This window comes from Candidatus Eremiobacteraceae bacterium (assembly GCA_035295225.1).
Taxonomy (GTDB): domain Bacteria; phylum Vulcanimicrobiota; class Vulcanimicrobiia; order Eremiobacterales; family Eremiobacteraceae; genus JABCYQ01.
Map to the genome: position 1 here is coordinate 1 of DATGJI010000052.1, position 26170 is coordinate 26170.

General features: G+C 62.8%; 24 protein-coding genes. 16 read left to right on the top strand and 8 right to left on the bottom strand.

Translation table 11 applies throughout. The annotated features are described in order from the left end of the window. The 6 genes from VKT51_08395 to VKT51_08420 form a co-directional block, all read left to right on the top strand. The coding region (locus VKT51_08395) for a hypothetical protein (GenBank protein HLJ84172.1) at window positions 1-475 on the top strand (475 nt) is incomplete at its 5' end. A gap of 152 nt (window positions 476-627) precedes the next feature. Then, window positions 628-2076, top strand: a complete 1449-nt coding sequence (glnA, locus tag VKT51_08400) for a type I glutamate--ammonia ligase (GenBank protein HLJ84173.1) — start codon at window positions 628-630, stop codon at window positions 2074-2076. Window positions 2077-2079: 3 nt separating this feature from the next. Continuing rightward, window positions 2080-2862 (top strand): PhzF family phenazine biosynthesis protein, encoded by a 783-nt coding sequence (locus tag VKT51_08405; protein HLJ84174.1) that lies wholly within the window; start codon window positions 2080-2082, stop codon window positions 2860-2862. Between the two features lie 8 nt (window positions 2863-2870). After that, the gene (locus VKT51_08410) at window positions 2871-3281 is read left to right on the top strand and encodes a GNAT family N-acetyltransferase (protein ID HLJ84175.1); all 411 of its coding nucleotides are present in this window, start codon (window positions 2871-2873) and stop codon (window positions 3279-3281) included. Between the two features lie 186 nt (window positions 3282-3467). Further along, the gene (locus VKT51_08415) at window positions 3468-4814 is read left to right on the top strand and encodes a phosphomannomutase/phosphoglucomutase (protein ID HLJ84176.1); all 1347 of its coding nucleotides are present in this window, start codon (window positions 3468-3470) and stop codon (window positions 4812-4814) included. 2 nt (window positions 4815-4816) lie between these two features. After that, on the top strand, window positions 4817-5932 hold the full coding sequence (locus VKT51_08420) for an amidohydrolase family protein (protein HLJ84177.1): 1116 nt from the start codon (window positions 4817-4819) through the stop codon (window positions 5930-5932). 26 nt (window positions 5933-5958) lie between these two features. On the opposite strand, the gene VKT51_08425 is transcribed toward VKT51_08420, so the two are convergent. Then, window positions 5959-6927, bottom strand: a complete 969-nt coding sequence (locus tag VKT51_08425) for an asparaginase (GenBank protein ID HLJ84178.1) — start codon at window positions 6925-6927, stop codon at window positions 5959-5961. Window positions 6928-6991: 64 nt separating this feature from the next. Between VKT51_08425 and VKT51_08430 the strand changes: the two genes are divergently transcribed. The 7 genes from VKT51_08430 to VKT51_08460 are packed head-to-tail and all read left to right on the top strand — an operon-like array spanning window position 6992 to window position 14275. Next, the gene (locus tag VKT51_08430; GenBank protein HLJ84179.1) at window positions 6992-7891 is read left to right on the top strand and encodes a hypothetical protein; all 900 of its coding nucleotides are present in this window, start codon (window positions 6992-6994) and stop codon (window positions 7889-7891) included. Next, the gene (locus VKT51_08435) at window positions 7891-8814 is read left to right on the top strand and encodes a hypothetical protein (GenBank protein ID HLJ84180.1); all 924 of its coding nucleotides are present in this window, start codon (window positions 7891-7893) and stop codon (window positions 8812-8814) included. Before VKT51_08430 ends, VKT51_08435 begins: the two co-directional genes overlap by 1 nt. Beyond that, window positions 8811-9824: a hypothetical protein gene (locus VKT51_08440; protein HLJ84181.1), complete on the top strand. Its 1014-nt coding sequence runs from the start codon at window positions 8811-8813 to the stop codon at window positions 9822-9824. Before VKT51_08435 ends, VKT51_08440 begins: the two co-directional genes overlap by 4 nt. Then, window positions 9821-10771 carry a DUF4129 domain-containing protein gene (locus VKT51_08445; protein ID HLJ84182.1) on the top strand — a complete coding sequence of 317 codons (951 nt, stop codon included), beginning with the start codon at window positions 9821-9823 and terminating at the stop codon, window positions 10769-10771. Before VKT51_08440 ends, VKT51_08445 begins: the two co-directional genes overlap by 4 nt. Then, on the top strand, window positions 10768-11985 hold the full coding sequence (locus VKT51_08450; GenBank protein ID HLJ84183.1) for a DUF4350 domain-containing protein: 1218 nt from the start codon (window positions 10768-10770) through the stop codon (window positions 11983-11985). Before VKT51_08445 ends, VKT51_08450 begins: the two co-directional genes overlap by 4 nt. Then, on the top strand, window positions 11933-12922 hold the full coding sequence (locus VKT51_08455) for a MoxR family ATPase (protein ID HLJ84184.1): 990 nt from the start codon (window positions 11933-11935) through the stop codon (window positions 12920-12922). The genes VKT51_08450 and VKT51_08455 overlap by 53 nt, the downstream gene beginning before the upstream one ends. A 3-nt stretch (window positions 12923-12925) precedes the next feature. Next, complete coding sequence (locus VKT51_08460) at window positions 12926-14275, top strand: DUF58 domain-containing protein (GenBank protein ID HLJ84185.1); 1350 nt, start codon at window positions 12926-12928, stop codon at window positions 14273-14275. A gap of 113 nt (window positions 14276-14388) precedes the next feature. Here VKT51_08460 and VKT51_08465 read toward each other — a convergent pair whose 3' ends face one another. Beyond that, window positions 14389-15363, bottom strand: a complete 975-nt coding sequence (locus VKT51_08465) for a stage II sporulation protein M (protein ID HLJ84186.1) — start codon at window positions 15361-15363, stop codon at window positions 14389-14391. A gap of 51 nt (window positions 15364-15414) precedes the next feature. Here VKT51_08465 and VKT51_08470 point away from each other — a divergent pair, with 51 nt between their 5' ends. After that, window positions 15415-16185: an RDD family protein gene (locus VKT51_08470; GenBank protein HLJ84187.1), complete on the top strand. Its 771-nt coding sequence runs from the start codon at window positions 15415-15417 to the stop codon at window positions 16183-16185. Window positions 16186-16236: 51 nt separating this feature from the next. Then, window positions 16237-18429 carry a hypothetical protein gene (locus VKT51_08475; protein ID HLJ84188.1) on the top strand — a complete coding sequence of 731 codons (2193 nt, stop codon included), beginning with the start codon at window positions 16237-16239 and terminating at the stop codon, window positions 18427-18429. 1 nt (window position 18430) lies between these two features. Here VKT51_08475 and VKT51_08480 read toward each other — a convergent pair whose 3' ends face one another. From VKT51_08480 to VKT51_08500, 5 genes are all read right to left on the bottom strand, one after another. Beyond that, entirely contained in the window at window positions 18431-19435 is a 1005-nt protein-coding gene (locus VKT51_08480; GenBank protein ID HLJ84189.1) for a xanthine dehydrogenase family protein subunit M, read from the bottom strand. Window positions 19436-19546: 111 nt separating this feature from the next. Beyond that, window positions 19547-21991 (bottom strand): molybdopterin cofactor-binding domain-containing protein, encoded by a 2445-nt coding sequence (locus VKT51_08485; GenBank protein HLJ84190.1) that lies wholly within the window; start codon window positions 21989-21991, stop codon window positions 19547-19549. Then, window positions 21988-22479: a (2Fe-2S)-binding protein gene (locus VKT51_08490; protein HLJ84191.1), complete on the bottom strand. Its 492-nt coding sequence runs from the start codon at window positions 22477-22479 to the stop codon at window positions 21988-21990. Before VKT51_08490 ends, VKT51_08485 begins: the two co-directional genes overlap by 4 nt. A 61-nt stretch (window positions 22480-22540) precedes the next feature. Further along, the gene (locus tag VKT51_08495) at window positions 22541-23794 is read right to left on the bottom strand and encodes a branched-chain amino acid ABC transporter substrate-binding protein (protein ID HLJ84192.1); all 1254 of its coding nucleotides are present in this window, start codon (window positions 23792-23794) and stop codon (window positions 22541-22543) included. Between the two features lie 8 nt (window positions 23795-23802). Further along, on the bottom strand, window positions 23803-24294 hold the full coding sequence (locus tag VKT51_08500; protein ID HLJ84193.1) for a peptidylprolyl isomerase: 492 nt from the start codon (window positions 24292-24294) through the stop codon (window positions 23803-23805). A gap of 388 nt (window positions 24295-24682) precedes the next feature. Here VKT51_08500 and VKT51_08505 point away from each other — a divergent pair, with 388 nt between their 5' ends. After that, window positions 24683-25741, top strand: a complete 1059-nt coding sequence (locus VKT51_08505) for an ion channel (protein HLJ84194.1) — start codon at window positions 24683-24685, stop codon at window positions 25739-25741. A 19-nt stretch (window positions 25742-25760) separates the two neighbouring features. Here the strand turns inward: VKT51_08505 and VKT51_08510 are convergent, their stop codons facing one another. Continuing rightward, window positions 25761-26114: a helix-turn-helix domain-containing protein gene (locus tag VKT51_08510; protein HLJ84195.1), complete on the bottom strand. Its 354-nt coding sequence runs from the start codon at window positions 26112-26114 to the stop codon at window positions 25761-25763. Window positions 26115-26170: the final 56 nt, after the last annotated feature.

Consider the following 26170-nt stretch of genomic DNA (forward strand, 5'->3'; position numbering starts at 1 on the left):
TGCGGGGTTGACTGTAATCCCTTGGCTTTGGGCGTTCGGTTTTGACCGCGCCCTTCGCGAGGTGAATCCCAATACGCTCATCGCGGACCTGACGGGCAGCGCCGTAGGGATATTCATATGCGGCCGGCTTGTGTGCGCTCCGGTGCTCGCGGCGCAAGGCGTGCCTGGACTAAAGGCGGTGATCGAGTCTGTACGTATGACGTCCGGTGTTCAGTTGCGCTCGTTTGTTCTGTTGGGGCTTAACATCGCCGTCGCGTACGCGATCATGGTTCCAATCGCAGGCGCGATGTGGGCGATCGTTTATCTCGCGATGGGCACCGGAACCACTCCCGGCGTTGCGCCCGCGCTCGATATAGTCGGCTCCGCCGCCTACGCGTTCGGCGAGATATATATAGTGCAGGCGCTTGCGATGGCGGCCTGCATGTGGCTCAAGGCGCTTGAGGAGGCCCGGTCAGCCGAACCCGCGCCTTCCTGAATCTATCCACAGACCATCGCCATTTGTCGAACCGGCCGCCGAGAACGTGCGACAGGCGGCTAAATGCGCGCGGCCATCTGGGCGCGTACAATGCAGCCATGCGGGCCGGCTCTACGGCTTGCGAATCGTTCCATGATGGAGGGCGGTAAAGCGTGGCGAAAGCATCGCCTGCCAAAGCGGCATTGGATTTCATCAAGAAACACGGCGCCAAGATCGTGGACTTCAAGTTCATCGACATGCCGGGCATGTGGCAGCATACATCGGTGCCGGCCGGCGAAGTGGATGAGGACGCGTTTGTCCACGGCATCGGCTTTGACGGATCGAGCATCCGCGGATTTCAGGCCATTCAAGAGAGCGACATGATCATGCTGCCCGAGCCGTCGTCGGCGCGGGTCGACACGTTCTGCTCGGTACCAACCGTCTCGTTCATCTGCGACATCTTCGATCCGCGCGAACAAGCGCTCTACTCACGCGATCCGCGCGGCATCGCGAAGAAAGCCGCCGCCTTCCTCAAAAAATCCGGAACCGCCGATACCGCTTACTTCGGACCCGAACTCGAATTCTTCATCCTCGACCACCTGAGTTTTGACATCCAGCCGAACATGATGGGCTACGTCATCGACTCGGAAGAAGCGCACTGGAACTCAGGCTCCGTAGAGACCCCGAACCTCGGTTACGCCTTGCGGCCGAAAGAGGGATACTATCCGGTCGCGCCTTCGGACAAGCACATGGACATCCGCTCTGAGATGGTGCTCTCGCTCCAGGAATGGGGCGTGCCCGTCGAGATGCATCACCATGAAGTCGCGACGGCCGGTCAGACGGAGATCGATATCCGCTACAACGATCTCGTGACGCAAGCCGACAACGTGATGATCTACAAGTATGTGACGCGCAACGTCGCCCGCAAGTACGGTAAGACCGTCACGTTTATGCCGAAGCCGCTCTTCGGCGACAACGGTTCGGGCATGCACGTGCACATGAGCCTCTGGAAGGCCGGCAAGAATCTCTTCTATCACGAAAAGGGCTACGCCGAGCTTTCAACCACCGCGCTGCACTACATCGGCGGTCTCCTCACACACATCAACGCGCTGATGGCGTTCTGTGCGCCGACGACCAACTCGTACAAACGCCTGGTGCCGCACTTCGAGGCGCCGGTCAACGTCGCGTTCTCCAAGGGGAACCGCTCGGCCGCGATCCGCGTGCCGATCTTCTTCAAAGGGCCGCGCTTCAGCCGGTCCAAACGCATCGAGTTCCGGCCGCCGGACTGCACGTCGAATCCGTATCTCGCGTTCTCCGCGCTGCTGATGGCAGGTCTGGACGGCATCCGCCGCAAGATCGACCCGACCAAGGCCGGTTTTGGTCCGCTCGATACGAACATCTACGATTTGCCCGCGCGTGAAGCGCGGAAGATCCGCTCGGTGCCGGGCAGCCTCGACGAATCGTTGACGGCATTGGAAAAGGACCACGCATTCTTGTTAGAAGGCGGCGTCTTCACACAAGAGATCATCGATCTGTGGATCGACTACAAGCGGACGCGGGAGATCCAGGAAGTCAAGATCCGCCCACATCCCTACGAATTCTACCTCTACCACGATCTGTGATCGATGATGCGCATTCCGCTCTATCAGATCGACGCGTTCACACCTAAGGCATTCGGCGGCAACCCGGCCGCCGTTTGCCCCCTCACGTCGTGGCTCTCCGACGACATCATGCAGTCCATCGCGGCGGAGAACAATCTCGCGGAGACGGCATTCATCGTCCCCGAAGGAGACGAGTTCGCGATCCGCTGGTTCACGCCCGAGGTCGAAATGGATCTCTGCGGACACGCCACGCTTGCCTCTGCATACGTCGTGTTCGAACATCTCGACCGCAAGCGCAGCGCGGTGACGTTTGGATCGCGCAGCGGACCGCTGCACGTCCACCGCAAGGACGAACGATTGGAACTGGATTTTCCAGCGTTGCGGCCGCGTCCGAGCGAGCCGCTGCCCGGCCTTTTTGAGGCGATCGGCAAAGTGCCGAAAGAGCTGCTCCTCGCGACTTCGTATCTGGCCGTCTACGACAGCGAGCGGGATGTCCGATCGATCGCCCCGGACATGGCGGCGCTCGGCAGACTCGATGCGCATGGCGTCATCGTCACCGCGCCAGGCGAGAACGTCGACTTCGTCTCGCGATTCTTCGCCCCGCGGCTCGGCGTGCCGGAAGACCCGGCAACAGGCTCGGCGCACTGCACGCTGACGCCGTACTGGAGCGAGCGGCTCGGGAAAACCGAAATGCGGGCGCGCCAAGTCTCAAAGCGCGGCGGCGAATTCTGGTGCTCGATCGAAGGCGACCGGGTGAAGATGTCGGGCCACGCTGCGCCGTATCTCGTCGGCGCGATCGAGATTTGAATCCGCCGGTGATCCGTCGCGCCGTGCCGTCCGACGGCGACACGGTCCGCAAGATCGTCTTCGACACGATGCGCGAATATGGTGTCGAAGCGGATCCCGAAGGCATCGATCGCGACGTGATGACATTCGGCCAAGCGGCGGCTGGAGCCATGGCGTTCGTCGCCGAGGTCGACAAGTGCGTCGTCGGCTCGGTCATCGTCACGCCGCGCGGAAATGGCCGCGCCACGCTTTCCAAGTTTTTCTTGTCCGATGCGCACCGCGGCCGAGGAATCGGGCGCATGCTGCTTGAGACCGCGGTCAATGCTGCCCGCGATGTCGGCTTGAGCGGCCTGGATCTCGACACGAAGAGCGTGTTCCGCGGCGATTCATCTGTACGAGACGACGGGCTGGAAGTCGGTACCGCAGACCGACCCCGATAGCCCGTGCGAACTTCTCTATGCGCTTGAGTTGACGCGGTAGGGCCGCGCGCGGCGAAAAGACAACTCTCCCCTTCCTATGGACAAGCCTCCCAAATTGTGGCGTCTGCTGGCCATGCTCGTCGTCGTGATCGTGGCAATCGTTTTCCTCAGCCACGTGCCTGCGAACTTTCAGTGGCCGAAATAGGTATGCAGACGCGGCTCGATCCAAGCATCTTCAAGAGTTACGATATCCGGGGCATCTATCCGTCGGAACTCGACGAGAACGCCGCCGAACTGATCGGGCGGGCGTTTGTGGAATTCTTGCGCTGCTCGACGGTCGCGGTCGGGCGCGACATGCGCGCATCGTCCGAGCCTCTTTTTCAGGCGTTCGCCCGCGGAGTGACCGCGGCCGGTGCGGACGTCGTCGACCTCGGGCTCACGTCGACCGACGAACTTTATTTCGCCGTCGGCAACTTCGAGTATCCCGCAGGCGCGATGATCACCGCGTCACACAATCCCAAAGAATACAACGGTTTCAAGCTCTGCCGTGAGAAGGCGATCGCGCTGTCGGCCGAGACCGGCGTCTACGCGATAAGAGACCTCGCGGTGTCGGGGCGATTCTCCACGCCTGCGCGTACGGGCTCGATCCGAGCGCGTGACGTGCTCGACGACTTCGCACAGCATTGCCTCTCCTTCATCGACCGCGGTGCGATACGGCCGCTGAAGGTCGCGATCGATTGCGGGAACGGCATGGGCGGTCTCATCGTCCCCGCGATCTTCAAGCATCTGCCGATCGAAGTGATCCCGCTGTACTTCGAGCTGGACGGCGCATTTCCGAATCATCCGGCGAGCCCGATCGAAGCCGAGAATATGGCTGACGTGCAGCGCGCGGTTCGCGCACACGGCGCGGACCTTGGTGCGGCATTCGACGGCGATGCCGATCGCGTCTTCATCACGGATGAGCGGGGCGAGCTCGTGGGCGGTGATATGGTGACCGCGCTCGTCGCGAAAATGCTGCTGCGCAAACATCCGAACGCGACTATCCTCTATAATCTCATCTGTTCGCGCAGCGTCCCCGAGATCATCAGCGCCGAAGGCGGCCATCCGGTCCGCACCAAGGTGGGCCACTCCATCATCAAAGCCGTGATGCGCGAGGAGTCGGCCGTCTTCGGCGGCGAGCACTCCGGGCATTTCTACTTCCGCGATCATTACTTCGCCGACTCCGGCCTCATCGCGCTGCTCGTCGTGATCGAGCTCATGTCGCGCGAGAACAAGAAGATCAGCGCTTTGCTCGCGCCGCTTGATTCGCGCCGGCGGTCCGGAGAGATCAACAGCCGAGTCGATGACATCCCCGCCAAGCTTGCGGAGCTGGAAGCGCGCTATGCCGACGCGCAGATCGACCATCTTGACGGGGTGACGATCCAATATGCGGATTGGTGGTGCAACGTGCGGCCATCGAACACCGAACCGCTGCTGCGCCTCAATGTGGAAGCCGATACGCCGGAGCTGCTCGAGCGCAAGACCGCGGAATTGCTCGCTATGATCCGCGCCTGACCATGCGTTCCGCGACGATCGGGCCCGCGCTGGTCGCCATGGGCGACGGCGGCGCTCGTCAGGGCTGCATCCGGGTCGAGGCCGGCCGCATCGCATCGATCGAGGATGGTCCCCAGTTCCTCACCTACGAATTGCCGGCGGGCAGCACGATCACACCGGGACTTATCGATCTTCACACCAACGGCGTCGGTCGCTATTGGTTCAATCGCGATCCGATCGACGCGCTCGAGGCGCTGTGCTCCGATGCGCCCACGCACGGCGTCACTGCCTTCCTTCCGTCGATCATGACGAGCCCGTGGGATCAAATGCTGCACGCGGCCACTGCGATCTCGCGCCGCTCGTGCCTGCCGTTGACCGGCGCGCGACCGCTCGGTTTACATTTCGAGGGTCCGTTTCTCAATCGTGAGTTCCGTCGCGTCCATCAGGAAGAGTTCTTGCTCGAACCGACGCCGGCTCGCGTGGAAGCTTTGCTCGACACGTGGACGACCGGCCGCTGTCGCGTCACGATGGCGCCCGAGATCAACGGCGCCGCGCGCGCCGCCGAGGAACTGCGAAGGCGTGGCGTCGTGCTCTCGGCGGGGCATACCGCAGCGACGTATGCGATCGGCAACGCCGCCATCGAACACGGTTTTACCATCCTCACGCATTCGTTCAACGCCATGCCGCCGCTCCATCATCGCAAGTCGTCGATTCTCACCGCCTACTTGCTCGATCCAACCGCCTTCTGCGAGGTCATCGCGGATGGCGTCCACGTCTCGCCGGAACATCTCGCACTGCTCTATCGGCTCAAGGGAATCAATCTTGTCGCGACGACCGATGCGATGCCGCTGACCGATGCGGTCTCCGCGTCGGGCGGCGTGGCGGTGACGCGCGAAGGCGTGATCGCTGGGAGTCTGCTCACGCCGGACCAAGGCGTGCGCAACATCATCGCGGCAACTGGCCTGCTGCTTCCCGAAGCCGTCGTATGCGCCACGTGGGCCCCGGCGCGAGCGATCGGGCTCGACGATGAGATCGGAACCTTGCGTGAAGGCATGCGCGCGGATTTCACCGTCTGGGATCGACGCAATCGCGTGACCCACACCTTCGTCGGCGGCGAGCTGATCTACGCCGACGGCTGATTCGCCCCTGTTTGTCTGAAGGATGATCAGACGGCGAAGATCTCGCCCGTTACCGTGCCGGCTCTGTTCTTCACTTCGACGCGTTCGTATTGCGCAAGCACACCGCTCGGAACGAGACGCGACGTGACGAACGGCGGTACGGCGCGAGAGTTTCCGTCCACGATTTTCACGCACATGCCGATTCCTTGCGTGAGCGATGCGCTTGCGTGATATCCTTCGGCCCCGCCTTTGCACACGATGTCGCCAGGCAACGCGCGCATGAGATCGGTGTCGAATTCGCCGGTGCCGGCGACCATCTCCGGGTAGCGCATCATGGCGTCGCGCACGCGCACGAGCGCGTCTCGGAATTCCGCCGGGAAAGATTCGGGCCCTGCGAATCGCGCAAAGAACCGCGCGGCGACGGAGAGCGGCGTGGCGATCACCGGAATTCCGCATCCATCCACTCCCACCGCAAACGTTGACTGCGGCACCTCGAGCATGACCGCGTACCCGCGAAGTATCAGCGCTTGCGCGGGATGAGTTGGTTCGAGATAACCGTCCGGTCCGGCGCCGAGGTGCATACCAAGTGCCAAAATGCCGGCATGCTTCCCCGAACAATTGTTATGGATGCGACCCGGTTTTATCCCCGCTGCTGCCAGTGCGGCTGCCGCGCTTGCGTTGTACGGAGCGTGTGGACCGCAGCGCAGTGCGCCCTCGTCCAAGCCGGCCTTTGCGAGCATGCTTCGCGCCGCTTCGATATGAAATGGCTCGCCGCTGTGCGAACCAGCGATCAGTGCGATCTCCCGTTCGGTGAACCCGAAACGATCTGCGGCCCCGCTTGCGACGACAACAGCGCAGATCAGCGGTTTTGCTGAAGACCGAAGAAACGTCGGCTGCTCGACGTCGCCGCCGGAAGCGACGATGCGGCCATCTGCGTCAGCCACTGCGAATCGTATCGCATGCGCGCTTTCTTCTATCCCACCGCGGGTGACGACGACTTTTCCGGTTGCTTCCATCGTACTCGCGCATTTCGGAGCACGTGGCGGGGACGACCTCCCACAAGATTGAACGGCGGAAGCGATGGACGTTCCCCAAGGAGCGCGGCTTCTTTCCATTGGCGAAATATTCGATCGCGCGATCAGCGTCTTGTTCAGGAATGTTTGGACGTTGACGCTCACTTTTGGGGCGTTTCTCTTGCCGTATGTGCTCTTATTTTCGTGGGTTGAGCGTGCCCTCGCTGTAAGAGTTTACGGAGCGATCGAATCCGTTATCGCCCACCCGGACCGATCGCCTGCGTTCAATCCAATATCGCCGTCGAACCGACTTGACGCAAACGGCTGGTGGCTCATAGCCCTAGGACTCATCGTCTTTCCACTCGCCGGCGCTGCGATCGCTGCGTTCACGGCCGGAACCGCGAGTGGTGATCGACCTTCTTTCTCCACTTCCTTACGGCGGGCGTTTCGGAGCTGGCCGAGGTCCGTCTGGGTTTCGTTGCTCTCCGTCGTTGGCGTTGCCAGCGGCATCTTCGTGGTGGCGGCGGTATACTTCGTGGCGGTGGTCATTTGGGTGGTGGCGACGAATCAGCCCTTTTCCGATAAGGCGGCTATGGCATTCGTCGTGGTGGTTGCCATCATAACGTCCCTGTTCGCGATTGGCGCGGTTCCGTGGGCGACTTGCGCGTTCGGCGCCGCAACGCTTGATGACGTAGGACCTTTTGGAGCGCTTGTCGGCGCATGGCGGATGTGCTTTCGCAGATCTGCGGCCGTCAGGTCCTTGCTCTTCGGATTTGGTATGTGGGCCATCGTCGTCGTCGGCATGTTGTTCTTCTACATCATTGCAGTGATCGGCATCGCGATTCATCAGAACTATGCTGCCAGCGCAGTACGATTGATCGGATTGACCGAACTGGCCGTGTTTGTCAACGTAGCTGGTGCGTTGTTCTATCTCGATGGAAAGGCACGCAGAGAACGCCGGTTCTGATGAACGATCCAAACGCAACGCGGCTTCTGTCCGTTGGAGAGATCTTCGATCGCGCGGTACACGTCGTGTTGAGAAATTTCTTGCAACTAACGCTTGCTTATGGCATCTTCAACATTCCATTCGTCGCTCTCCAGGACTGGATTCAACGCTCGGCGCAAGCCCGATTTGACTTGGCCCTCGGGACGGTCGTCGCAAATCCGCGCTTGATCTCGCAATTCTTCCGGCTTTCCCAAGATCCGACGAAGAAATCCTTGGCGAGCGATTGGATATTTATCGCACTCGGACTTGCCGTTTCGGTTCTGGCGGCTTGTCTCGTCGCAAACCTGACCGAGCGAATCTTGCGCGGTGAGCGCCCAGCCGCAGTTCAGGTGATTCCGAAGTCACTAAGGGTCTTGTATCGACTTGTCGCCCAGCAGTTCGCGATAGTATTCATCGCCTTCCTCATCTTCATTGTCATCGTTATTATATGGGCGCTTCCGGCGCTGATGTGGCCCGCCGCGCGTTCACCCGCTGTCCTAACTGCTGCCATATCTCTGTCCGCTGCCCTCTTGTTCTGCGCACTCGAGGCATGGGGTTACTGCGCTTTTGGGGCTGTCGCGCTCGACGATTCAGGTGTCGTCCGAGCGATGAGAACGGGATGGCGAATGACAATGACCAAGGCCGCGGTCTCGCGATCGTTTGTATTTGGGTTTGGAATACTGGCTTTTGACGTGCTAGCGGTGATTTTCTCATTCGCGCTTGCGGGATTTGCTGTGGATGTGACGCATCAAGTAGTGGTGGCCCGCGTGTTGGAGGTACTCCTCGGCGTCGCGATCGCCACCTTCGTCAACGTCGCGGGCACCATTTTCTACCTCGATGCGAACGCGCGATACTCCGCAATCCAGGATGCCGCACAGAACCGCGAGAACAGCGCAGCGCGATGAGCAGCGAAGCGCCGGCCGTTAATCTTCGCCCGATGAGCGTTGGCGAGATGCTCGATCGCGGCTTCACCGTCTATCTCAGGAACGTCCTCGTGCTGACCGGCGCGCTCGTCGTGGTGATCGTTCCCACGATGCTGCTCCAGTATCTTGCTTCGCGCGATATGCTCGGATTCGACATCTCCATGATGACGAGCGCTTTTAAGAATCCCAATGCTCCGCCGCCTCAGCCGGACGTGAGCCAATTCACGAGCGCCTACGTGCGCAGTCTGCCGCTCATGGGTCTTTCGATGCTGCTCTCGGTGATAGCGCTGCCCTTTGCCAACGCGGCGGTGATCGCCGGCGTGTCGCGTTCGTATCTTGGCGAGCGGATCAGCCTCGCCGAATGCTATCGCGACGCTTTTCGCCGCTGGGCGCACGTGCTGTTGTTGGCTGTGCTGTGGATCGTCGCTTTCCTCGTCGGCTACTTCGCCTTTGTGATCCTGCTCGTACTCCTCACCTTCGTCTTTGCTGCCATCATCGCCGCCGGCGCACATATGCCCGCGGCGCTTGCCGTCGCGGGTGCGATCGTCGTCTTTCCGTTGATTATCTGGTTCGTCTTGACCGCGCAGCAGTTGTACATGACATGGGCGCTTTCGTTCGCCGCCGTCGTCGTTGAGTCTGTCGATCCGATCAAGGCGTTCGCTTCCGGCTTTGCGCGCGTCTTCTCCAGAGGCGCATATTGGCGATCGTTTGGCGTTGCAGCGGCCATCACCGGCGTTATCATCGCGCTCGAGCTGATCGTCGGAGGCTTGGGGACGGCGATATACGTCGTCTTCAAGCCGACGCCCGACGTACTCGCACCGCTCTTCTATGGCGCGCTGACGCTTATGACCGTCATCTACACGCCGCTGATGTTCGCCATCGTCGCGATGTACTATTACGACGCGCGCATCCGGCGTGAGGGATTCGATCTGGAACATCTCGCCCGGCAACTCGCAGGAGGCGGAGCGGCGCAGCCGATCGCTGGGGCGTGAGATGGTCGGTCATCGCGCTCGGCGCGGCGTTGACGATGTGCGCAACGCCCGTCATCGCGGCGACGACTGAGGACATCACGGCGGCCGCGGCCGCGCTCGATCGGGCCGCCGCGCACAAGAGCCCAACAGCCTCCGACGTCACTGCGATTCGCGTCTCGGGAAAACTCGAGACCTGGCTCAAGGCTGGTCTGGACGGCGCTTGGACCGAGAAAAAACCGCGGGACCGGGCTCGCGACCTGAGTGCGCTCGCTGCGTCTTTGCGGCGTACGGCCGCACTTGAACAGGCGGCTTCGATCTCGCCGCTTCATGATGTGGGCGGTGTTGCGAAAAGGGTCTTGTCGGATCCCGCATACGCCGTCGCGCATGCAGCGCCGCCGGCCCCGCAAAAAGAATCGTGGCTGGATAGTCTCCTAAAACGCTTGGCAGAGCTCTGGTCGAAGTTCCTCGGCCGCGCGGCCGCGAGCGGCTCTTCGTCGGTTGCGCTCGGCGACATCATTGCGATCATCGCGGTCGCGGCTGCGGCAGCCGCGCTCCTATACCTCATCGTCCGCGTCGCGCTGATGCTCGTCGCGCGGCGTTCGCGCCGGCGCGGTGAAGAACGGATCGGAACGGAGATCGCCGCGCCGGGCGATCCGGATCTGAGCTATGCGGAAGCGCGTCGCGCGGCGGGCGAAGGATCGTACGGTCGCGCGGTAGCGCTTCTATTCCAAGCGGCGCTCGTCGTGCTCGATCGCTCGGGCCGCGTCGCCTACGATCCCGCGCGGACGGCGGGTGAGTATCGTCGAGCGGTGCGGCTTGCCGCCGCGCGCGCGGCATCGCCGTTTGACGACTTGGCGCGCGCGTTCACCGATGTGGCATACGCCGACAAGGATGCGACCGAACGGGAGTGGATGTCAGCGGATGCGTCATATTCCCGGTTCACGCCGCTCGTCGGGGTTCGACAGTGAGCGGGAAGTCGCGGCGCTCGTTTCCGATCTTCGAGGCCATCGCCGCGTTGATCGTCTTGATCGGATACGGCGGCATCGCATACCTGGAGGTCCGCCTCCATGGCGCTCAGCCGACATTCGATTCGCAATCCACGTACGACGCGCACCCTGGCGGCTATCGCGCGCTGTACGACGTCTTGCGGGCGGAGGGCACGCGCGTCGAGCGTTTTGAGCGGCGCCCGGCATATCTCGATGAGGGCGTCGATACGTACGTGATCGCCGATTCGCCGTTCGGACTTCTCAACGAGAGCCCGGCGGATTTCGACTCGCTCGAACGCTGGGTAAAAGCCGGTGGACGCCTCGTCGTCATCGGCGCGGTTCCGCTGCCCGACGAACTCAAAGCGCCGCCTGTTGACGCAGCACACGTGAAGAACGATCGCGCACGGCCCGCGGTCTCCACGCCGCTGACGTCCGGCGTCGCAAATCTCGCGGGCGATTCCAACTTGCGCATTCCCTTACGTCAGGCGCAGACGCAAACGCCGCTTGCCGCCGACGGTGCGGGCCTCGTCGCCTCGACGTACGGCTATGGGAAGGGCAACATCGTCGTCATCACCGATGACTCGCTGTTTCAAAACCGGAATCTCGCGCGCGCCGATAACGCCCGATTCGCGTACGATGCGCTGACCGCCGGCGGCGATCGAGCGAAGGTCGTGGCATTTGACGAATTCTCGCACGGTTTCCAGAGCGGTGATTCGCTCTGGGCGGTCTTACCCGCGCCCATGCGCATCGGCGCCGCACTGCTCGGATCCGCGTTCGTCTTGCTGCTCGTCGGATCGCTCTTCCGCTTCGGGCCGGTGACCCGTCTTCCGGTCGAGACCGAGCGCACATCGTCGGAATATCTCGCGTCCATGGCCGCGCTCCTCGCACGCGGCGGCGCGGCGCGCATCGCGCTGCGATCGGTCGCGGACGCATGCCTGCGCGATGTCGCGTCGTCGCTCGGTCTAGGCGAAGGCACGCCGATCGCGCGCGTCGCGGAAGCGCTCCGTCACCGGCCGGACGGCGGAGCGACGGCCGACAGGGTCCTCGAGCTCAATCGTCTACGATCGTACGAACGCCCTACCGACACGGAACTGCTCCAGGCAGTCCGCGTCGCAGCAACGCTTCGAAAGGAATACGCGCCATATGCCCGCATCGGTTTCGGACGCCGCACGACGACTGCGCGACGGTCTGCATGAGGTAGTCGTCGGACAGGAGAGCACGATCTTCGCGCTGCTCGTCGCGCTGCTCGGCGGCGGTCACGTGCTGATCGAAGGCGTGCCGGGTACGGCCAAGACGCTCCTCGTGCGCGCACTCGCATTGCTCATGGGAGCCGACTTCCGCCGCATCCAGTTCACGCCGGATCTGATGCCGGCCGACGTCGTCGGTACGACGGTCTTCAATCCGAAGTCGGGCGAATTTTCAACGCGGCACGGGCCGATCTTCACAAACCTCTTGCTTGCCGACGAAATCAATCGCACGCCGCCGAAGACGCAATCGTCGCTGCTCGAGGCGATGGAAGAGCGCCAAGTGACGATCGACGGCGTCAGCGCGCCGTTGCCGCCGTTGTTCATGGTATGTGCGACCCAGAACCCTGTCGAGTACGAGGGCACGTATCCGCTGCCCGAGGCGCAACTCGATCGATTCATGGTCAAATCGGCGACCGGTTATCCGAGCAGGGAGCAGGAGCTCGAGTTGCTCGCGCGATCGGCAGCCGGTTTCGACGCGCATGAGCTCGAGCGCGCCGGCGTCGCCGCTGTCACATCGGTCGACGAAATCGCCGCGCTGCGCACCGATGTGCGTGCGATTCATCTCTCCGAGGGTCTGCGCGCTTACGTCTACGATATCGTAGCCGGCACGCGCAACGCCGCCGACCTCACGCTTGGCGCAAGCCCGCGCGCCGGATTGCATCTGTTGCTGGCCGCGCAGGCAGCGGCGGCCATCGACGATCGCGACTACGCCACGCCGGACGACGTGAAGGATGCCGCGCCGGTCGTGTTGTCGCATCGGTTGATCGTCAGGCCTGAGGCCGAAGTGGAAGGTGTCACTGCGACGGCGATCGTCGAGCGTGTGCTGCAGGCGGTTCCCGTTCCCAAAGAAGCGCAGCCGGATCCGACTGCTGCAGGACCGGCCTGACACGTGGCTCGCAAAGTACGGCGCCGCTGGACCGCGGGTTTCCCTTGGGTGACGCCGCGTTTCGTCTCCGCACTTTGTGCGATCGCGGTCGTCGCAGCTGCTGCTGAGTTCGTGCACGTTCTCGCCTATGTCGCAGCCGCGCTTGGGTTTGTGCTTGTGGGATTCGCCGCGGCCGACGTCATGGTCGGGCCCGGGCGCCGCGATGTCACCGTGGAGCGGCTGCCGGTCGATCATCTCGCGCTGCGCAGCGCGGCCGTGCTTCGCTATCGCGTCAGCAACCGAAGCGCGACACCGTTCGCGTTTGAGATCGTCGACACGCCGCTCGACATTCTCGACCTGCCGGAAGATGCGGCGCGCGGCGTCGTCGGAGCGCGCCGGCAGACAACGGCAGAGCTTCCCATCATGCCGCGCGAGCGTGGCAAAGGGGATCTCTCCGACCTGTATGTGACCGCCGAGAACGGTATCGGCCTCGTCCGCCGGCGATGGATAGTGCTGGCAGGGTGCGAGATCCGCGTGTATCCGGATCTTTCGGCGGTCGAACGCTACGGCGAGCTGGCGCGGCGCGGTCGATTGGTCGATGCAGGTTTTCGCATCATGCATCTGCGCGGACCGGGCGGCGAGTTCGACAGCTTGCGCGAGTATGGACCGAACGACGAATTCCGCTCGATAAATTGGAAGGCGACCGCGCGGCGCGGCAAGCTCATGGCGTCGCAGTTCGACATCGAGCGAAGTCAGACCGTGATGGTCGTGCTCGATGCCGGACGGCTCATGATGCCGCGCATCGGTTTGCAGCGCAAGTTCGACTACGCAGTCACCGCCGCGCTCTCCGTCGCGGCGATCGCGGGATTCGCCGACGACAAAGTCGGGCTCATGGCCTTTGCCGGCAGCGTGCTGGAGCATGTGGCGCCGCGTTCGGGTGCGCATCATGCGTCCGCGCTGACGCAGACAGCTTTCGATCTTCAGCCGCGCTTCGAGGAATCGGACTACTCCGGCGCGTTCGCGTACTTGCGCGCTCGTCAGCCGAAGCGAAGCCTTATCATTTTTTTTACCGACATGTTCGATCCGGTCGCGTCAGCAACCGTGCTCGCAAACGTGGCGATGCTCTCTCCTCGCCACCTCGTCGTCTGCGTGCTCATGAACGATGAAGCCGTCGAAGCCGCCCTCGCGCTCGAACCAACGTCGGCGATCGACGCGTACCGCGCCGGTGTCGCTGCCTCGCTGCGTTCGGAGCGGCGCAAGGCGGCCGCGGTTTTGACGCAGCGCGGTGTCGCCGTCATCGATGTTCCGGCGGCGAAGTTGACGACGTCGCTCATCAACGCATACGTGGAAGTCAAAGCGCGCAGCCTCTTGTAGGGCGGGCCTTTATGGCCCGCCGCTCTTGTAGGGCGGGCCTTTATGGCCCGCCGGCGGACCATTAAGGTCCGCCCTACATTGATTCTTTGCGCGGCGGACCCTAAAGGTTCGCCCTACACAGATTCCCTTGCGCGGCGGCGGCCGCTGAACCCGAAGTACCAAGTCATGGCCGCCGCGGTCAAGGCGCCCATCCCAAGTCGGGCAGCCGGCGGAAATCGCTGGGGAGAATAAAATCCCTCGATCGTGCCGGCAACCACCAGCATCGCGCACACGCCGAGAATGAGCACGCCGGCGCGACGGCTGTTGCGCTGCAGCGCATCGATGCGCCGAAGGCGCCCGGGCGCGATCACACCCGCCGCCATCAGGATTCCCGCCGCGCTGGCGATCGTGATCGCTGTCAGCTCGATCACACCGTGCGGCGCGATCGTGGCGAAGAAATCGTAACCGAATCCGGCGTTGGCGTACAGCGCACCCGTTCCACCGAGATACAAGCCGTTGAAGAACAGCAGATAGAGCGTTGCAATGCCGAGCGTCATCCCGCCGGCGAACGCGAGGATGGCGAGCTTGATGTTATTGGTCATGATTTCGCTCGACATCGTCGCTGCATAATCGCGGTCGAATGCGAAGTTGCTGTCGTGCAAGCTCTTGTGGATCGGTTGGACCATCTCCGCAGGTAGAATGGCGAATGCGTCGATGGGCTTGACGGTCACGAGATAGTAGGCCACGACTGCGGCCAGGGAGAAGAGCGCGGCGCACGCGAGGATGTAGCCTCGGGAGTTGCGCACTTCCGCCGGAAACGTCTCCGCGAAGAACCGCGCCACGCGCGCCCGGCCCCGCTCTACCGTGCCGCCATACACGTAGGCGTGCGAGCGTGCCGTGAGGCGGTTGAGATAAGCGCGCAACGCCGGATCGAGACGATGGCCCTCGGCATACGCAAGATCCGAAGTGACCCAACGATACAGCCGTCCGAGTTCGGCGACTTGTTCGGCCTCGAGCCCGCGCAGACCGCGCCGCTCAGCGATTGCGACGATCGCCTCGAGCTGTGACCACCCGGATTGGCGTCGCTCGACGAAACTACGTTGCGTCATGCGGCGGCCGTTCGGCCGGCTGCGTGACACGCCCTCCGATAAGGACCGTTCATGGAGCGTTCGGTAGTCGTGCGCACGCCGGAGAGCATCGCCTTTCATTACGAACTGGCAGGCCTCGGCAGCCGCTTTCTCGCGATTCTCGTCGATCTCGTCATACAGACGATCCTGACGATCGGGCTCCTCGTCGGTTTCGGCTATGCAAGCTCGGGCATCGATCGGTTTCTGGGGTCGATGCACATAAAACCGGCGCAAGTGGAATCCATCATAACTGCGGCGGCGATCTTTGCGATCTTTGCGATTTACTTCGGCTATTTCATCGCGTTCGAAGCGCTCTGGAACGGGCAGACGCCGGGAAAGCGCGTTATCGGCATCCGCGTCGTCCGCGACGGCGGCTACCCCATCGGGTTTTCGGAATCGGTCATCCGCAACCTGATCCGGGTGCTCGAAGCGGCGCTGTTCTTCTACGCGCTCTCGGCCATCAGCGCGGTCGTGTCGGCTCAAAACAAGCGGCTTGGGGATCTCGCCGCAGGCACGATCGTGGTCCGCGATCGCGCGTTTGAAGTGACCGATCCAAAGCGCTGGCTCGAAGGAGACGGCGACCCGCAGCCGGCCATGGGAATCGGCGGTACTGCTGCGTTGACGCCCGAGGAGATCGAACTCGTCGACCGTTACATCGCTCGGCGCGGACAGCTCCAGCCGGACGTCGCGCGCAGTCTCGCGCAACGGGTGGCGACGGCATTACGGCCGAAACTCGGCCCCGAGGCAAGCACGCTCGACGATGACGAACTGCTGATGCGCGTTGCCGCCGCCCGCCGACGGTAGCGCGATCTGCTGAAGCCGGAAACTTTTTCACGACACGATGATATACCGATCATGAGGGCAGCTCCGGCACGGCTTCTTGCTCCATTTGCGTTTGTCTGTATGCTCTGTGCGACTCCTTGGCTGCCGGTTTCGGCGTCGGTCAATCGCAAAGACTCATTTCCAGCGGTCGTCGCGACGCATGTGCCGGCGTTGGACGGCACCGCGAGCGATCCGATCTGGCAGACCGGACTCACTGCGAAGAGCTTCGCAAATTTTACCCTGCGAAAGCCCGCGAGTCTCGACACCATTGCATACCTGCTCTACGACGACAAGAACATCTACGTCGCGTTCGTCTGCCAACAGCCTGGCGTGCCGATCACAGCGAAGCAGACCACGAACGATGTCGGATCCGGCCTCGACGATTATGTCGGCGTGAGCCTGGATACGAGTGGAGTGGGAAGCGAGATGTACGACTTCTACGTGACGCCGCGAGGCGTGCGCTACGAGGACTCGATGGAGTCCAGCCGCTACTCGCCGCCGTGGGTCGCGGCGGCGAACGTGCACGGCACGACCTGGACCGCCGAATTCGAAATCCCGCTGAAGGATCTGCGCGCGCAGTCTTCGGGCGTCCAGGCGTGGCGGATAAACTTCGAGCGGCATATCGCAGCGACGGACGAGAAATACTCGTGGGCCTTTGACGCGAACATGCAGGACATCAGCAGTTCGCAGTACTGGCCGCAGCTGTCCGGGATCAAGCTCAGTGCCGGTGCCGCGCGCCCGCAGCCGCGCGCCGACCTCTACGGACTCGCATCGCTCGGCGCAGATCGCAGACTTTTCCAAGTGAACAGCGGTGCGTTCGAACCCACCACCCCGCCGGCGGTCGGGCTCGACTTCACCGTGCCGTTCACGGACACACTCGCGGCCGTCGGCACGCTTGCGCCGGATTTCTCAAATGTCGAGATCGATCAGCAGACGATCGCGCCGCAAGAATTTCAGCGATTCCTCGCGGAATACCGGCCGTTCTTTTCCCAAGGCGCGAACTTCGTGAGCCCGCAGGTGTTCAATATCAACGATTCCGATGCGCTTTTCTATAGCCCCGGCATCGGCAAGTTCGACCGGGGCTTCAAAGTCGAAGGCACGGCCGGTCACAATTCGATCGGCTTGCTCGACGTCAAAGGCTCAGGCTTCGATGATTCGGCGTACGGTCTTCTGAACTCGACATCCGATCAGGCGCTCAGCGTTTTCGGCGACGGTGTGATCGCGCGCCGCATCAACGGTATCGATGACTCGGCGCAATTCGGTTCGATCTACTTCAATCCCAAGACGGAGATCGGCGCCGGTTTCAAACTTGCGCAAGAGTGGGGCACATTCGTCCCCGACGCGGCATTGGCGCGCGACGACATCGGGTTGATCGGGATCAACCGACAGGCGTACTCGATCTACGCGGGCACCGAGGACATCGGACCTTATTTCAATCCGATCGATGGCTTCACGCAGATCAACGACATCAGAGGACCCGTAGGCATATTGAAGTTCGCCGGCGCCGGCAGCAACGGCAGCATCATCAAGGCATGGGATTTCACAGGGGTGGCCGACCGCTACTTGGACCGGTCCGGCGCCGTGCACGAAGCGGATGCTTTCGCGGATCTGACGATCGACTTCAAGAATCTCATCTCGATCTACCCGATCTTCAGCAATAGTGAGCTGCGGCAGTACCAGACGTGTTATCCCCACTACAGCGGCGGTCAGACGAACGCGTTTAATTCCAGCGGCTTGGGCATCGGATATAACGTCGCTTCCTCGTCTCCGATCAACGTCAACTTCTCCGGCGGTTCCTTCGGACTGCCGCCGCCCAACGGCGGCCCCGCGGTGTGCGACGCTCCCGGGGGCGCGGCGACGCCTGCTTACCTTCAGCAGTACACGTTTTCGACCTCGCACAGGATCGGCGAGCGGCTCACGCTTTCGCTTGAGACGGACGGCACGCGCGAGCGCTATCAGGACTTCGGCGCCGACAATCAGTGGCTGCGCCGGATCGCGCTCGACGAGTCGTTAGGCGAGCAGGCGGATATATCGATCGGGTTTCGCTCGATCTCCGGCAGCGGCGGCTTCGCTGCGCCCGGCAAGAACTTCTCGTTTGGGCTGCACGAACGGTTCGCGAACCAAGACGAGCTTTATGTGAACTTCGGGTCGCCCGCGGCGAGCGCGACGCTCAACCGCATGATCGTCAAGTTCATCTTACATGTCGGCGGCGGCGCGGGGACGTGAGTCAGCCGGAGAGCGGCACCGCTCGCGCGACATCTTCGAGCGCGCGCTGAGCAAAGACGCGGACCATGCGTTTGCGGTAGGGGATGGTCGCGCTCGTGTTGTCGAGCGGACGGCCTACGCGGAACGCAGCATCGGCCGCGTCGGCGATCGTCTCCGGACCGAGGGCTGAGCCGACGAGCACTTTCGCGGCATCGGCGACCTCCACGGGCCTCGATGACACGGCGTTGAGCACGAGTTTCGCGGCGACGCACTGGCCCGCTCCGTCGAGCTGCACGACAGCCGCCACGCCGAGGATCGGGAAGTCGAAGGAATTGCGCAAGCGCAGTTTGCGATAGGAACTGCGCGTGTCGCCTGAAGGCGGCGGGATGACGATCTTCGTCACGATCTCGTCGGGGCGCTTGGCCCACGCGACCATGCCGTCATCGAGGAAGAACTCCGAGATCGCCAACTCTCGCGTTCCAGCCGGCGACGTGAGATGCACGCGCGCGCCGAATGCCTGCAGCACCGGTGCCGTGTCCGACGAGTTGACCGCGACGCACTTCGGGCTACCGGGCGCGACGCGGCAGATGTCGCCGTCTTTCTTCATGCAGAAGTTGAGCGCTTTGCGCCAATCGAGATTTTGATTGTAGTAGTTGCAACGCGTGTCGAGGCAGATATTGCCGCCGATCGTTCCCGAATTGCGAAGCTGCGGCGTGGAGATGAGCGCCGCGGCTTGAGCGAGGGCCGGATAGTACTTGCGCACGACCGGGCTTTCCGCGATGTCCGTCAGCGTGGCGAGCGCGCCGAGTGCGAGGCCGGTCACCGCGTTGTACGCGATGTACTGAAGATCCGCAATCGGCCGGAGGCCGACGAGAACTTTGGGAGTGAACAGTCGCTGCTTCATGTTGGCGTACAGATCGGTGCCGCCGGATACCGGCAGCGCGTCCGGACCAAAGCGCGCGAGCAGACTGACGGCTTCTTCAGCGGTCGTCGCCGCGTGATATTCGAACGGCGGCAAGCGCAGCATCAGCTAACGCTCGCGGCTTCCGCTGTAGGGCGGACCTTTATGGTCCGCCGGCTTCCGCTGTGGGGCGGACCTTTATGGTCCGCCGGCAGGCCGTAAAGGCCCGCCCTACATTCACGCATGGGCGGGGGCCCGGCGCACGCGCAGCACCGCGCCGCCATCGGCATCGAGCGCGCGCAGCACTTTGTCCGACGTTATCGGCGTGGCGTAGACGCGCCCTTTGATCGCATGTGCGACGGCGTTCGCGATGGCCGGGATGACGGGATTGAGCGGCCCTTGACCCGCTTCTTTCGCGCCATACGGTCCTTCGCGGTCGTTCGTCTCGATGATGATCGTCTCGATCGGCGGCATGTCGAGCGATGTGGGCGTTTTGTAGTCGAGCAGATTAGGGATCTTGTGCTCGATGCCGCGGAACGCAGACTCCTCCATCAGCGCCTCACCGATTCCCATGTAGACGCCGCCTTCGATCTGACCTTCCACCGAATCTGGATTGATCGCGCGCCCGACGTCGTGCGCGAGCGTGATCCGTTCGACGAGCACTTCGCCGGTATCGAGATCGACATCCACCTCTGCGACGCACACGCTGTACGAATATGCCGGCGACGGCCCGACGCCGGAGCCTTTGAATTCCGGCGCGTGGCGCGGCGGTGCATACGAGCCGGGAGCGGCGAGCGTGCCGAAGCGCGCTTCGGCCGCCTGCACGGCCTCCAGAAAGGTGAGAGATTTTGCCGGATCGTTGACGTCGAACACGCGGCGGCGCGCAAATCCGATCTGGGCGGCGGAAACGCCGAGTTTTTCCGACGCGACCAAGGCGATCTTCTCGCGGACGCCGTCAGCCGCTTGCCGCGCGGCGTTGCCGGCCATGAACGTCACACGGCTTGAATACGAGCCTAGGTCCACGGGCGTGAGATCCGTGTCGCTCGCGCAGACGCTGACGTCCATGACATCCACGCCGAGCGTCTCTGCGACGATAGCCGCGAGCATCGATTCCGAACCCTGCCCGCAGTCACTCGTGCCGCAGTAGATCGTCACGCCGCCGCCGCGATCGACTTTCACAATCGCTCCGGAGTGCGGCATCTCGTTCCAATAGATCGCAAGCCCGGCACCGCAGAGGTACGCGCTCGCCGCGATACCGATTCCCTTTCCCTTGCCCTTTGGCAACATCTTACGCTTCTCGGCGTAGCGCGAGCGCTGCGCCGCGGCATCGAGGCATTCGCGAAGGCCGCACGACGTGACGCGCAAGCCGTTCACCGTCGTGGTGTTCTCGTCGACCGAAATGCGCTTGCGATACTCTGCCGCATCCAGGCCCAACGCGTCTGCGATCTTGTCGATATGACATTCAAACGCAAAGCGCGGCTGCGTGGTCCCATGTCCGCGTTTCGGCCCGCACGGCGGCTTATTCGTGAACACGCGGCAGCCGTCGAACTTATATGCCGGGATCTTATACGTGACGGTCGCGAGCGCGCCGGTATAATACGTCGTCGCGACGCCGTACGATCCGTACGCGCCGCCGTCAAGCCACGTCTGCAGGTGGCACGCCGTGATCTCTCCATCGGACTTCACGCCGGTGCGGATCTTCATCTTCACCGGATGCCGCCCGCGGTGCGCGAAAAAGACTTCTTCACGGGTGAGCGTGATCTTCACCGGACGTCCGGTCTTGCGCGCCAAGAACGCGGCGACAAGTTCGTGCGCGAACGGCTCGGTCTTGCCGCCGAATCCGCCGCCGACGGGCGGCGCAATAACGCGGATCCGCGAGGCCGGCATCTGCAGCACTTGCGCCGCGATCCGGTGCAAGTAGTGCGGCGTCTGCGTGGACGCCCAGATCGTCAACTTGCCTTCGGCCCCAGCGGAGGCGACCACGGAGTGCTGCTCCATCGGCGCGTGCGTGTTGCCTTCGAAAAAGAATTCGTCTTCGAAGACCTGGTCGGCGGCCGCGAAGCCGGCGTCGAGATCGCCGAACTCCAAATGGACTTCCTTGTGCACGTTGTTCGTGCGCCGCGGATTGTCGTGGAGCTTGGGAAGATCGGTCCGCAGCGCGGCGTCGATCGTCATGACGGCGGGCAGCGGCTCGTATTCCACGGCGATGAGTTCGAGCGCTTCTTCCGCGGTCAGCTCATCGTCGGCCACGACTGCGGCCACCGGATCGCCGACATAACGGACTTTGTCGCGCGCCAGCACTTCTTCATCCGGACTCGACGGCAAGATGCCGTACTTCACCGGAAGATCGGCGCCCGTCATCACCGCGACGACACCGGGCAGATCCAGCGCACGCGATGCGTTGACCGACTTGATGCGCGCGTGCGCCTGCGTGCTGCGCAGCAGTTTGCCATGCAGCATTCGCGGCAGCACGATGTCGTCCGCATACAACGCCGCGCCCGTGACCTTGGCGTACGCGTCTGTTTTCGGCAGCGCTTTGCCGACGACCGAAAAACCTTCGGGTTTGGCGGCCGGCTTGGAGTCCGCCGCGATGAGAATGCTCTCGACCTTCGAGTCGGCGGTGAAGCCTGCGGCGTCGATGTCCGGATTCGTTGCGGTCGAGACGACCCGCTCGTCGCTCACGGCGCGCTCCGCAGATCCGCCGAGGCGTTTTCGACCGCCTCGATGATCTTGGAATAGCCCGTGCAGCGACAGAGGTTGCCGCTCAAACCTTGCGCGATGTCGTCACGCGTCGGCGTCGGATTCTGCTCGAGCAGTGCGACAGCGCTCATGATGATGCCCGGCGTGCAGTAGCCGCATTGCGCGCCGCCCGACGCGGCTAACGCGCGCTGCACCGGATGCAACGTGCCTTCGGACGCGACACCTTCTATCGTCCTGATCGCGTGGCCGATCGATTCGACGGCGAGCGCCAGACACGAGAGCACCGGTTTGTCATCGACGATCACGGTACACGCGCCGCAGTGGCCCATCTCGCAGCCGTGCTTTGTTCCCGTCAGCCCTACATCTTCGCGCAGGACTTCGAGCAACGTCTTATTCGGATTGAACGCGCATTCCACGACGCTCCCGTTGATGGAAAGCGACGCAAGAATCTTCGCTGGAGCGATGGACATTGATAAGAGTAGCCCCGTTCAACCTATGGAACGAGCGTTCAGCCCGTCGACTCCATTGATTTTAGGGGCCCGACGCGAAATCCCGTTGGTAAAGGAAGGCCCACTTGCCGGCGCGCGCCTTATAGATCGAGATGATATGCTCGCTCGTATCGCCGTTCTCGTCGAACGAGAAGGAGCCGATCACCGTGGGCACATTCTGAGTGCTGCGTAATTTCGTCAGCACGTCGGCCCGCGACGGAAGCGCACCCTTATCATCCGAGCTCGCTTGCGCGATCGCGGCGATGAGCGCTTGCGCGGCGGCGTACGAGTTCGCGGCGTACGCGCCGAGCGGCGCGTTCACGTGAGCGCGATACATGCGCACGAATTCTCCGGCTGACGGCAGCGCATCGGCATTCACCGCTGCGACCGTCGCATAGCTGTTCTCAGCGTCCTGGCCGGTGAGCTTGAGATATTCGGCGTTCTGGATGCCGTCGCCGGACGCGAACGGAATGCCCCCGAGACCGGCGGCATCGAGCGCGATCTTGAATCTTGCGCCGCCCGTGCCGGCTTCGCCGCCGAAAAAGACGATATCGGGATGCGCGGCTTTGACGCGCGCCGCGACCGATGCGAAGTCGGCGCTCTGGCCGGTGGAATGCTCGTGCGCGAGAATTCGGCCACCCTCGCTCGTGAACTGACGCGCCCATTCGTCGGAGATGCCGCGCCCGAACGTGTTGGAATCATCCACCACATAGGCCGTGCGCGCTTTCAACTGCTGATATTCGTAGGTCGCACCGGCGGGTCCCTGAATGTCGTCTGTCGTGCAGACGCGGAAGTACGTCACTTGATCCGGGTGCGCGCGGCGTAATTCGAGCGCACGCGTGCCCTTGGTGAGTTCGGGACTCGTATTCGCCGGACTGACGAGCGCTAGACCGTCCTCATTGGACAGAGGTATTTCGGTGAGCGCAACGTCGCTGTTCAGGGGACCAATCACGCCGAGCACTGCGGTATCGTCGTTGAGGCGCTGAAAATTCTCTCCACCGCGCTTGGCGTTGTGCAAGCCGTTGACTGAGTCGTCGAGCACTTCGGCCTGCAGCGTAAAACCAGGCACGAGACCGCGTGCATTGGCATCGGCCACCGCGAGCTTGACGGCTTCGGCAGCGGGCACACCGTCGGAGGCGTCAACGCCCGTGATGGGCAGACTGACGCCGATCTTGATGATGCCCGGCTGGCTTGCATTGCTTGCCGAGCCTGCGTGCGCGCAAGCGCCGGTCGCGACAGCGAGCGCGGCGATGGCGATGATGGACGCGCGGCGCCCCGAACTGGTTAAACGAGTCATGGTTCCCCCTATGCCTTTGACTCGACGACCACTGATTCCATTACATCGCCGACCTGAATCGCTTTGACTGCGTCTATGCCCTGCGTCACACGGCCGAAGACGGTGTACTGCTTGTCGAGGAACTTGGCATCTCCCAGACAGATGTAGAATTGTGATCCCGCTGAGTTCGGACTCGCGGCGCGCGCCATCGCGACGGTGCCGAGCACATGCTGACGATCGTTGAATTCTGCTTTGAGCTTGTATCCGGCGTCGCCCGTTCCGTCACCGCGCGGACAGCCGCCCTGGATGACAAAGCCGGGCTCGACGCGGTGAAACGTCAGGCCGTTGTAAAACCCGGCGCGCGCGAGCTTGACAAACGCCGCGACTGTGCTCGGCGCATCATCGGGAAAAAACTCGAAGACGATGTCGCCGCGCTTCGTCTTGATACGGACCGCGAGGTTTTTCGCCTCGGCGTAGATTGCTGCCGATTCCTCGGGTGTCGGTGGCGCGTGAGTTGGCATCCTTGCGACCTCCAGTGTCCGAAACGTCTGATTTGGCGGCGTGCCATAAAGGCCTATGCTATATCTATCGGCGTTCCGCGCCGAAGTTCTCGTCGTTTTTTGGTCGCGGCGGTGGCCGCGGCGCAACATCGTGCGCACGTCCGGCGGCCCGCCCGAGCCTGTGCACTCATGCAGATCACGCAGAGACCGAGTTCGCGCGCCCGAAGGCGGCGCTTGCGCGTCTGTTCGCGCCAATACGATGCGATGTCCGACATGCATTCAATCGTAGACCACGTGCGGCGTGCGCGGCAGACCTCGAAAAACGATCCCGGGTCGAACTTTGCTCCCGCTCGTCCGTTCGATGCAGCGACAAGGGTCGGCCGCGGCCGCGGCGCAAAGCATGGTCCCGATGGACGCTCTCTACATCGTCTTGGGTGCCCTGCTCGTGATCTGGGTGCTAGCGGACATCTTCTTCGCCGTGCTCGTGCCTCGGCCGGTCAGCGTGAGCGCGCGGCTCAGCGTGATCTATGTGCGCTCGCTCTGGCCCTACTGGCGGTCGATCGGCCTCTCGATGCGCAACATGGATCGGCGCGACAGTTTCTTGGGAATGTTCGCGCCGTTTGTGCTCATCACGCTCCTCGCGCTCTGGGAGACATGCAATATCGTCGGCTTTGGATTGATCGACTACGGCATGCGCGCGCAGATCAAGCCGGCCATCGATAGTTTCAGCGAAGCGGTGTACTTCGCGGGAACCGCTTTCACGACGATCGGTTTCGGAGACTTTGTCGCCACGACGCTTGCCGCGCGTTTGACATCGATCGTCGCGGGCGCTCTTGGGCTCGGCATCGTCGCTGTCGTGCTGACCTTCTTGTTCTCGATCATCTCATCGTTTCAGCGACGCGAGGTGCGGGTTGCGATCACGGACGCCCGCGCGGGCGCTCCGCCATCGGGCGTCGCGTTTCTCGTGACCTACGCCGAACTCGACATCCGGTCGCATATGAGCGAGAGTTTTGCCGAAATGCAGAAATGGATCGCGGAGATCCTCGATTCACACTTGTCGTATCCCATTTTGTTCTACTTCCGCTCAACGCACGACAACGCGTCGTGGATCGGCGCACTCGGCGCCATGCTCGACGCTGCCACATTGTTGCTCACCACGGTGGATGGGGAGTCGACCGGCCAGGCTGCGCTGCTCATCGAGCTCGGCACGCACGCGACCCACGATTTCGCTGACTTCTTCGGCATGCCGCTCAAGGGGGCGGCAGGCGTCGAACGACGAGAGTACGACGACGCCCGCGCTCGATTAGAAGCGGCGGGCTATACGCTTCGCGATGCCGAGCGGTCCTGGAAGGAGTTCTGCGACGTGCGCAAACGGTATTCGGAGCCGCTCAACAACATCGCGCGTTACTGGGCTATACCGCCGGCGCAATGGATCGGCGATCGAAGCAGCGTTCGCCACCATTCGTAGACGTAGGGCGGATATTAGACTAGGCTGTGCGTTTTCGTTTCGGCGGCGCGACCCAACGCTCGGCCCACTCGCCGACACAACGAAGGGCTGTCTCCAATTCCTTGCCGGACGCGGTCAATTCGTATGCCACGCGCACCGGAGGACCGGGGTCGACGTGACGCGAGACGATTTCTTCGCTCTCGAGTTCGCGCAGCCGTTCGGCGAGCAGTCGATCCGAAAGATCGGGAATCGCGCTGAGCAGCTCGTTGAATCGGCGCGGACCGCGCAAGAGCGCGCGGAGAACCGCACCGGTCCAGCGCTTGCCGATCAGTTCGATGGCGTGGTGGAAGCGTGGGCAGAAATCGCTCGACCCGCCGCCCGATTGTTCGCTCATTATTCTTGGGCCATTATACCACGCGGTACCGCCGCTCGATAGCCGATTGGACCCGG

Coding starts and splice junctions, on each gene's coding strand:
- VKT51_08505 (HLJ84194.1), top strand. CDS start 24,683: ATGGACGCTCTCTACATCGTCTTGGGTGCCCTGCTCGTGATCTGGGTG.
- VKT51_08405 (HLJ84174.1), top strand. CDS start 2,080: ATGATGCGCATTCCGCTCTATCAGATCGACGCGTTCACACCTAAGGCA.
- VKT51_08440 (HLJ84181.1), top strand. CDS start 8,811: ATGAGCAGCGAAGCGCCGGCCGTTAATCTTCGCCCGATGAGCGTTGGC.
- VKT51_08475 (HLJ84188.1), top strand. CDS start 16,237: ATGAGGGCAGCTCCGGCACGGCTTCTTGCTCCATTTGCGTTTGTCTGT.
- VKT51_08465 (HLJ84186.1), bottom strand. CDS start 15,363: ATGACGCAACGTAGTTTCGTCGAGCGACGCCAATCCGGGTGGTCACAG.
- VKT51_08495 (HLJ84192.1), bottom strand. CDS start 23,794: ATGACTCGTTTAACCAGTTCGGGGCGCCGCGCGTCCATCATCGCCATC.
- VKT51_08415 (HLJ84176.1), top strand. CDS start 3,468: ATGCAGACGCGGCTCGATCCAAGCATCTTCAAGAGTTACGATATCCGG.
- VKT51_08430 (HLJ84179.1), top strand. CDS start 6,992: ATGGACGTTCCCCAAGGAGCGCGGCTTCTTTCCATTGGCGAAATATTC.
- VKT51_08500 (HLJ84193.1), bottom strand. CDS start 24,294: ATGCCAACTCACGCGCCACCGACACCCGAGGAATCGGCAGCAATCTAC.
- VKT51_08470 (HLJ84187.1), top strand. CDS start 15,415: ATGGAGCGTTCGGTAGTCGTGCGCACGCCGGAGAGCATCGCCTTTCAT.
- VKT51_08490 (HLJ84191.1), bottom strand. CDS start 22,479: ATGTCCATCGCTCCAGCGAAGATTCTTGCGTCGCTTTCCATCAACGGG.
- VKT51_08435 (HLJ84180.1), top strand. CDS start 7,891: ATGAACGATCCAAACGCAACGCGGCTTCTGTCCGTTGGAGAGATCTTC.
- VKT51_08420 (HLJ84177.1), top strand. CDS start 4,817: ATGCGTTCCGCGACGATCGGGCCCGCGCTGGTCGCCATGGGCGACGGC.
- VKT51_08510 (HLJ84195.1), bottom strand. CDS start 26,114: ATGAGCGAACAATCGGGCGGCGGGTCGAGCGATTTCTGCCCACGCTTC.
- VKT51_08425 (HLJ84178.1), bottom strand. CDS start 6,927: ATGGAAGCAACCGGAAAAGTCGTCGTCACCCGCGGTGGGATAGAAGAA.
- VKT51_08455 (HLJ84184.1), top strand. CDS start 11,933: ATGCCCGCATCGGTTTCGGACGCCGCACGACGACTGCGCGACGGTCTG.
- VKT51_08480 (HLJ84189.1), bottom strand. CDS start 19,435: ATGCTGCGCTTGCCGCCGTTCGAATATCACGCGGCGACGACCGCTGAA.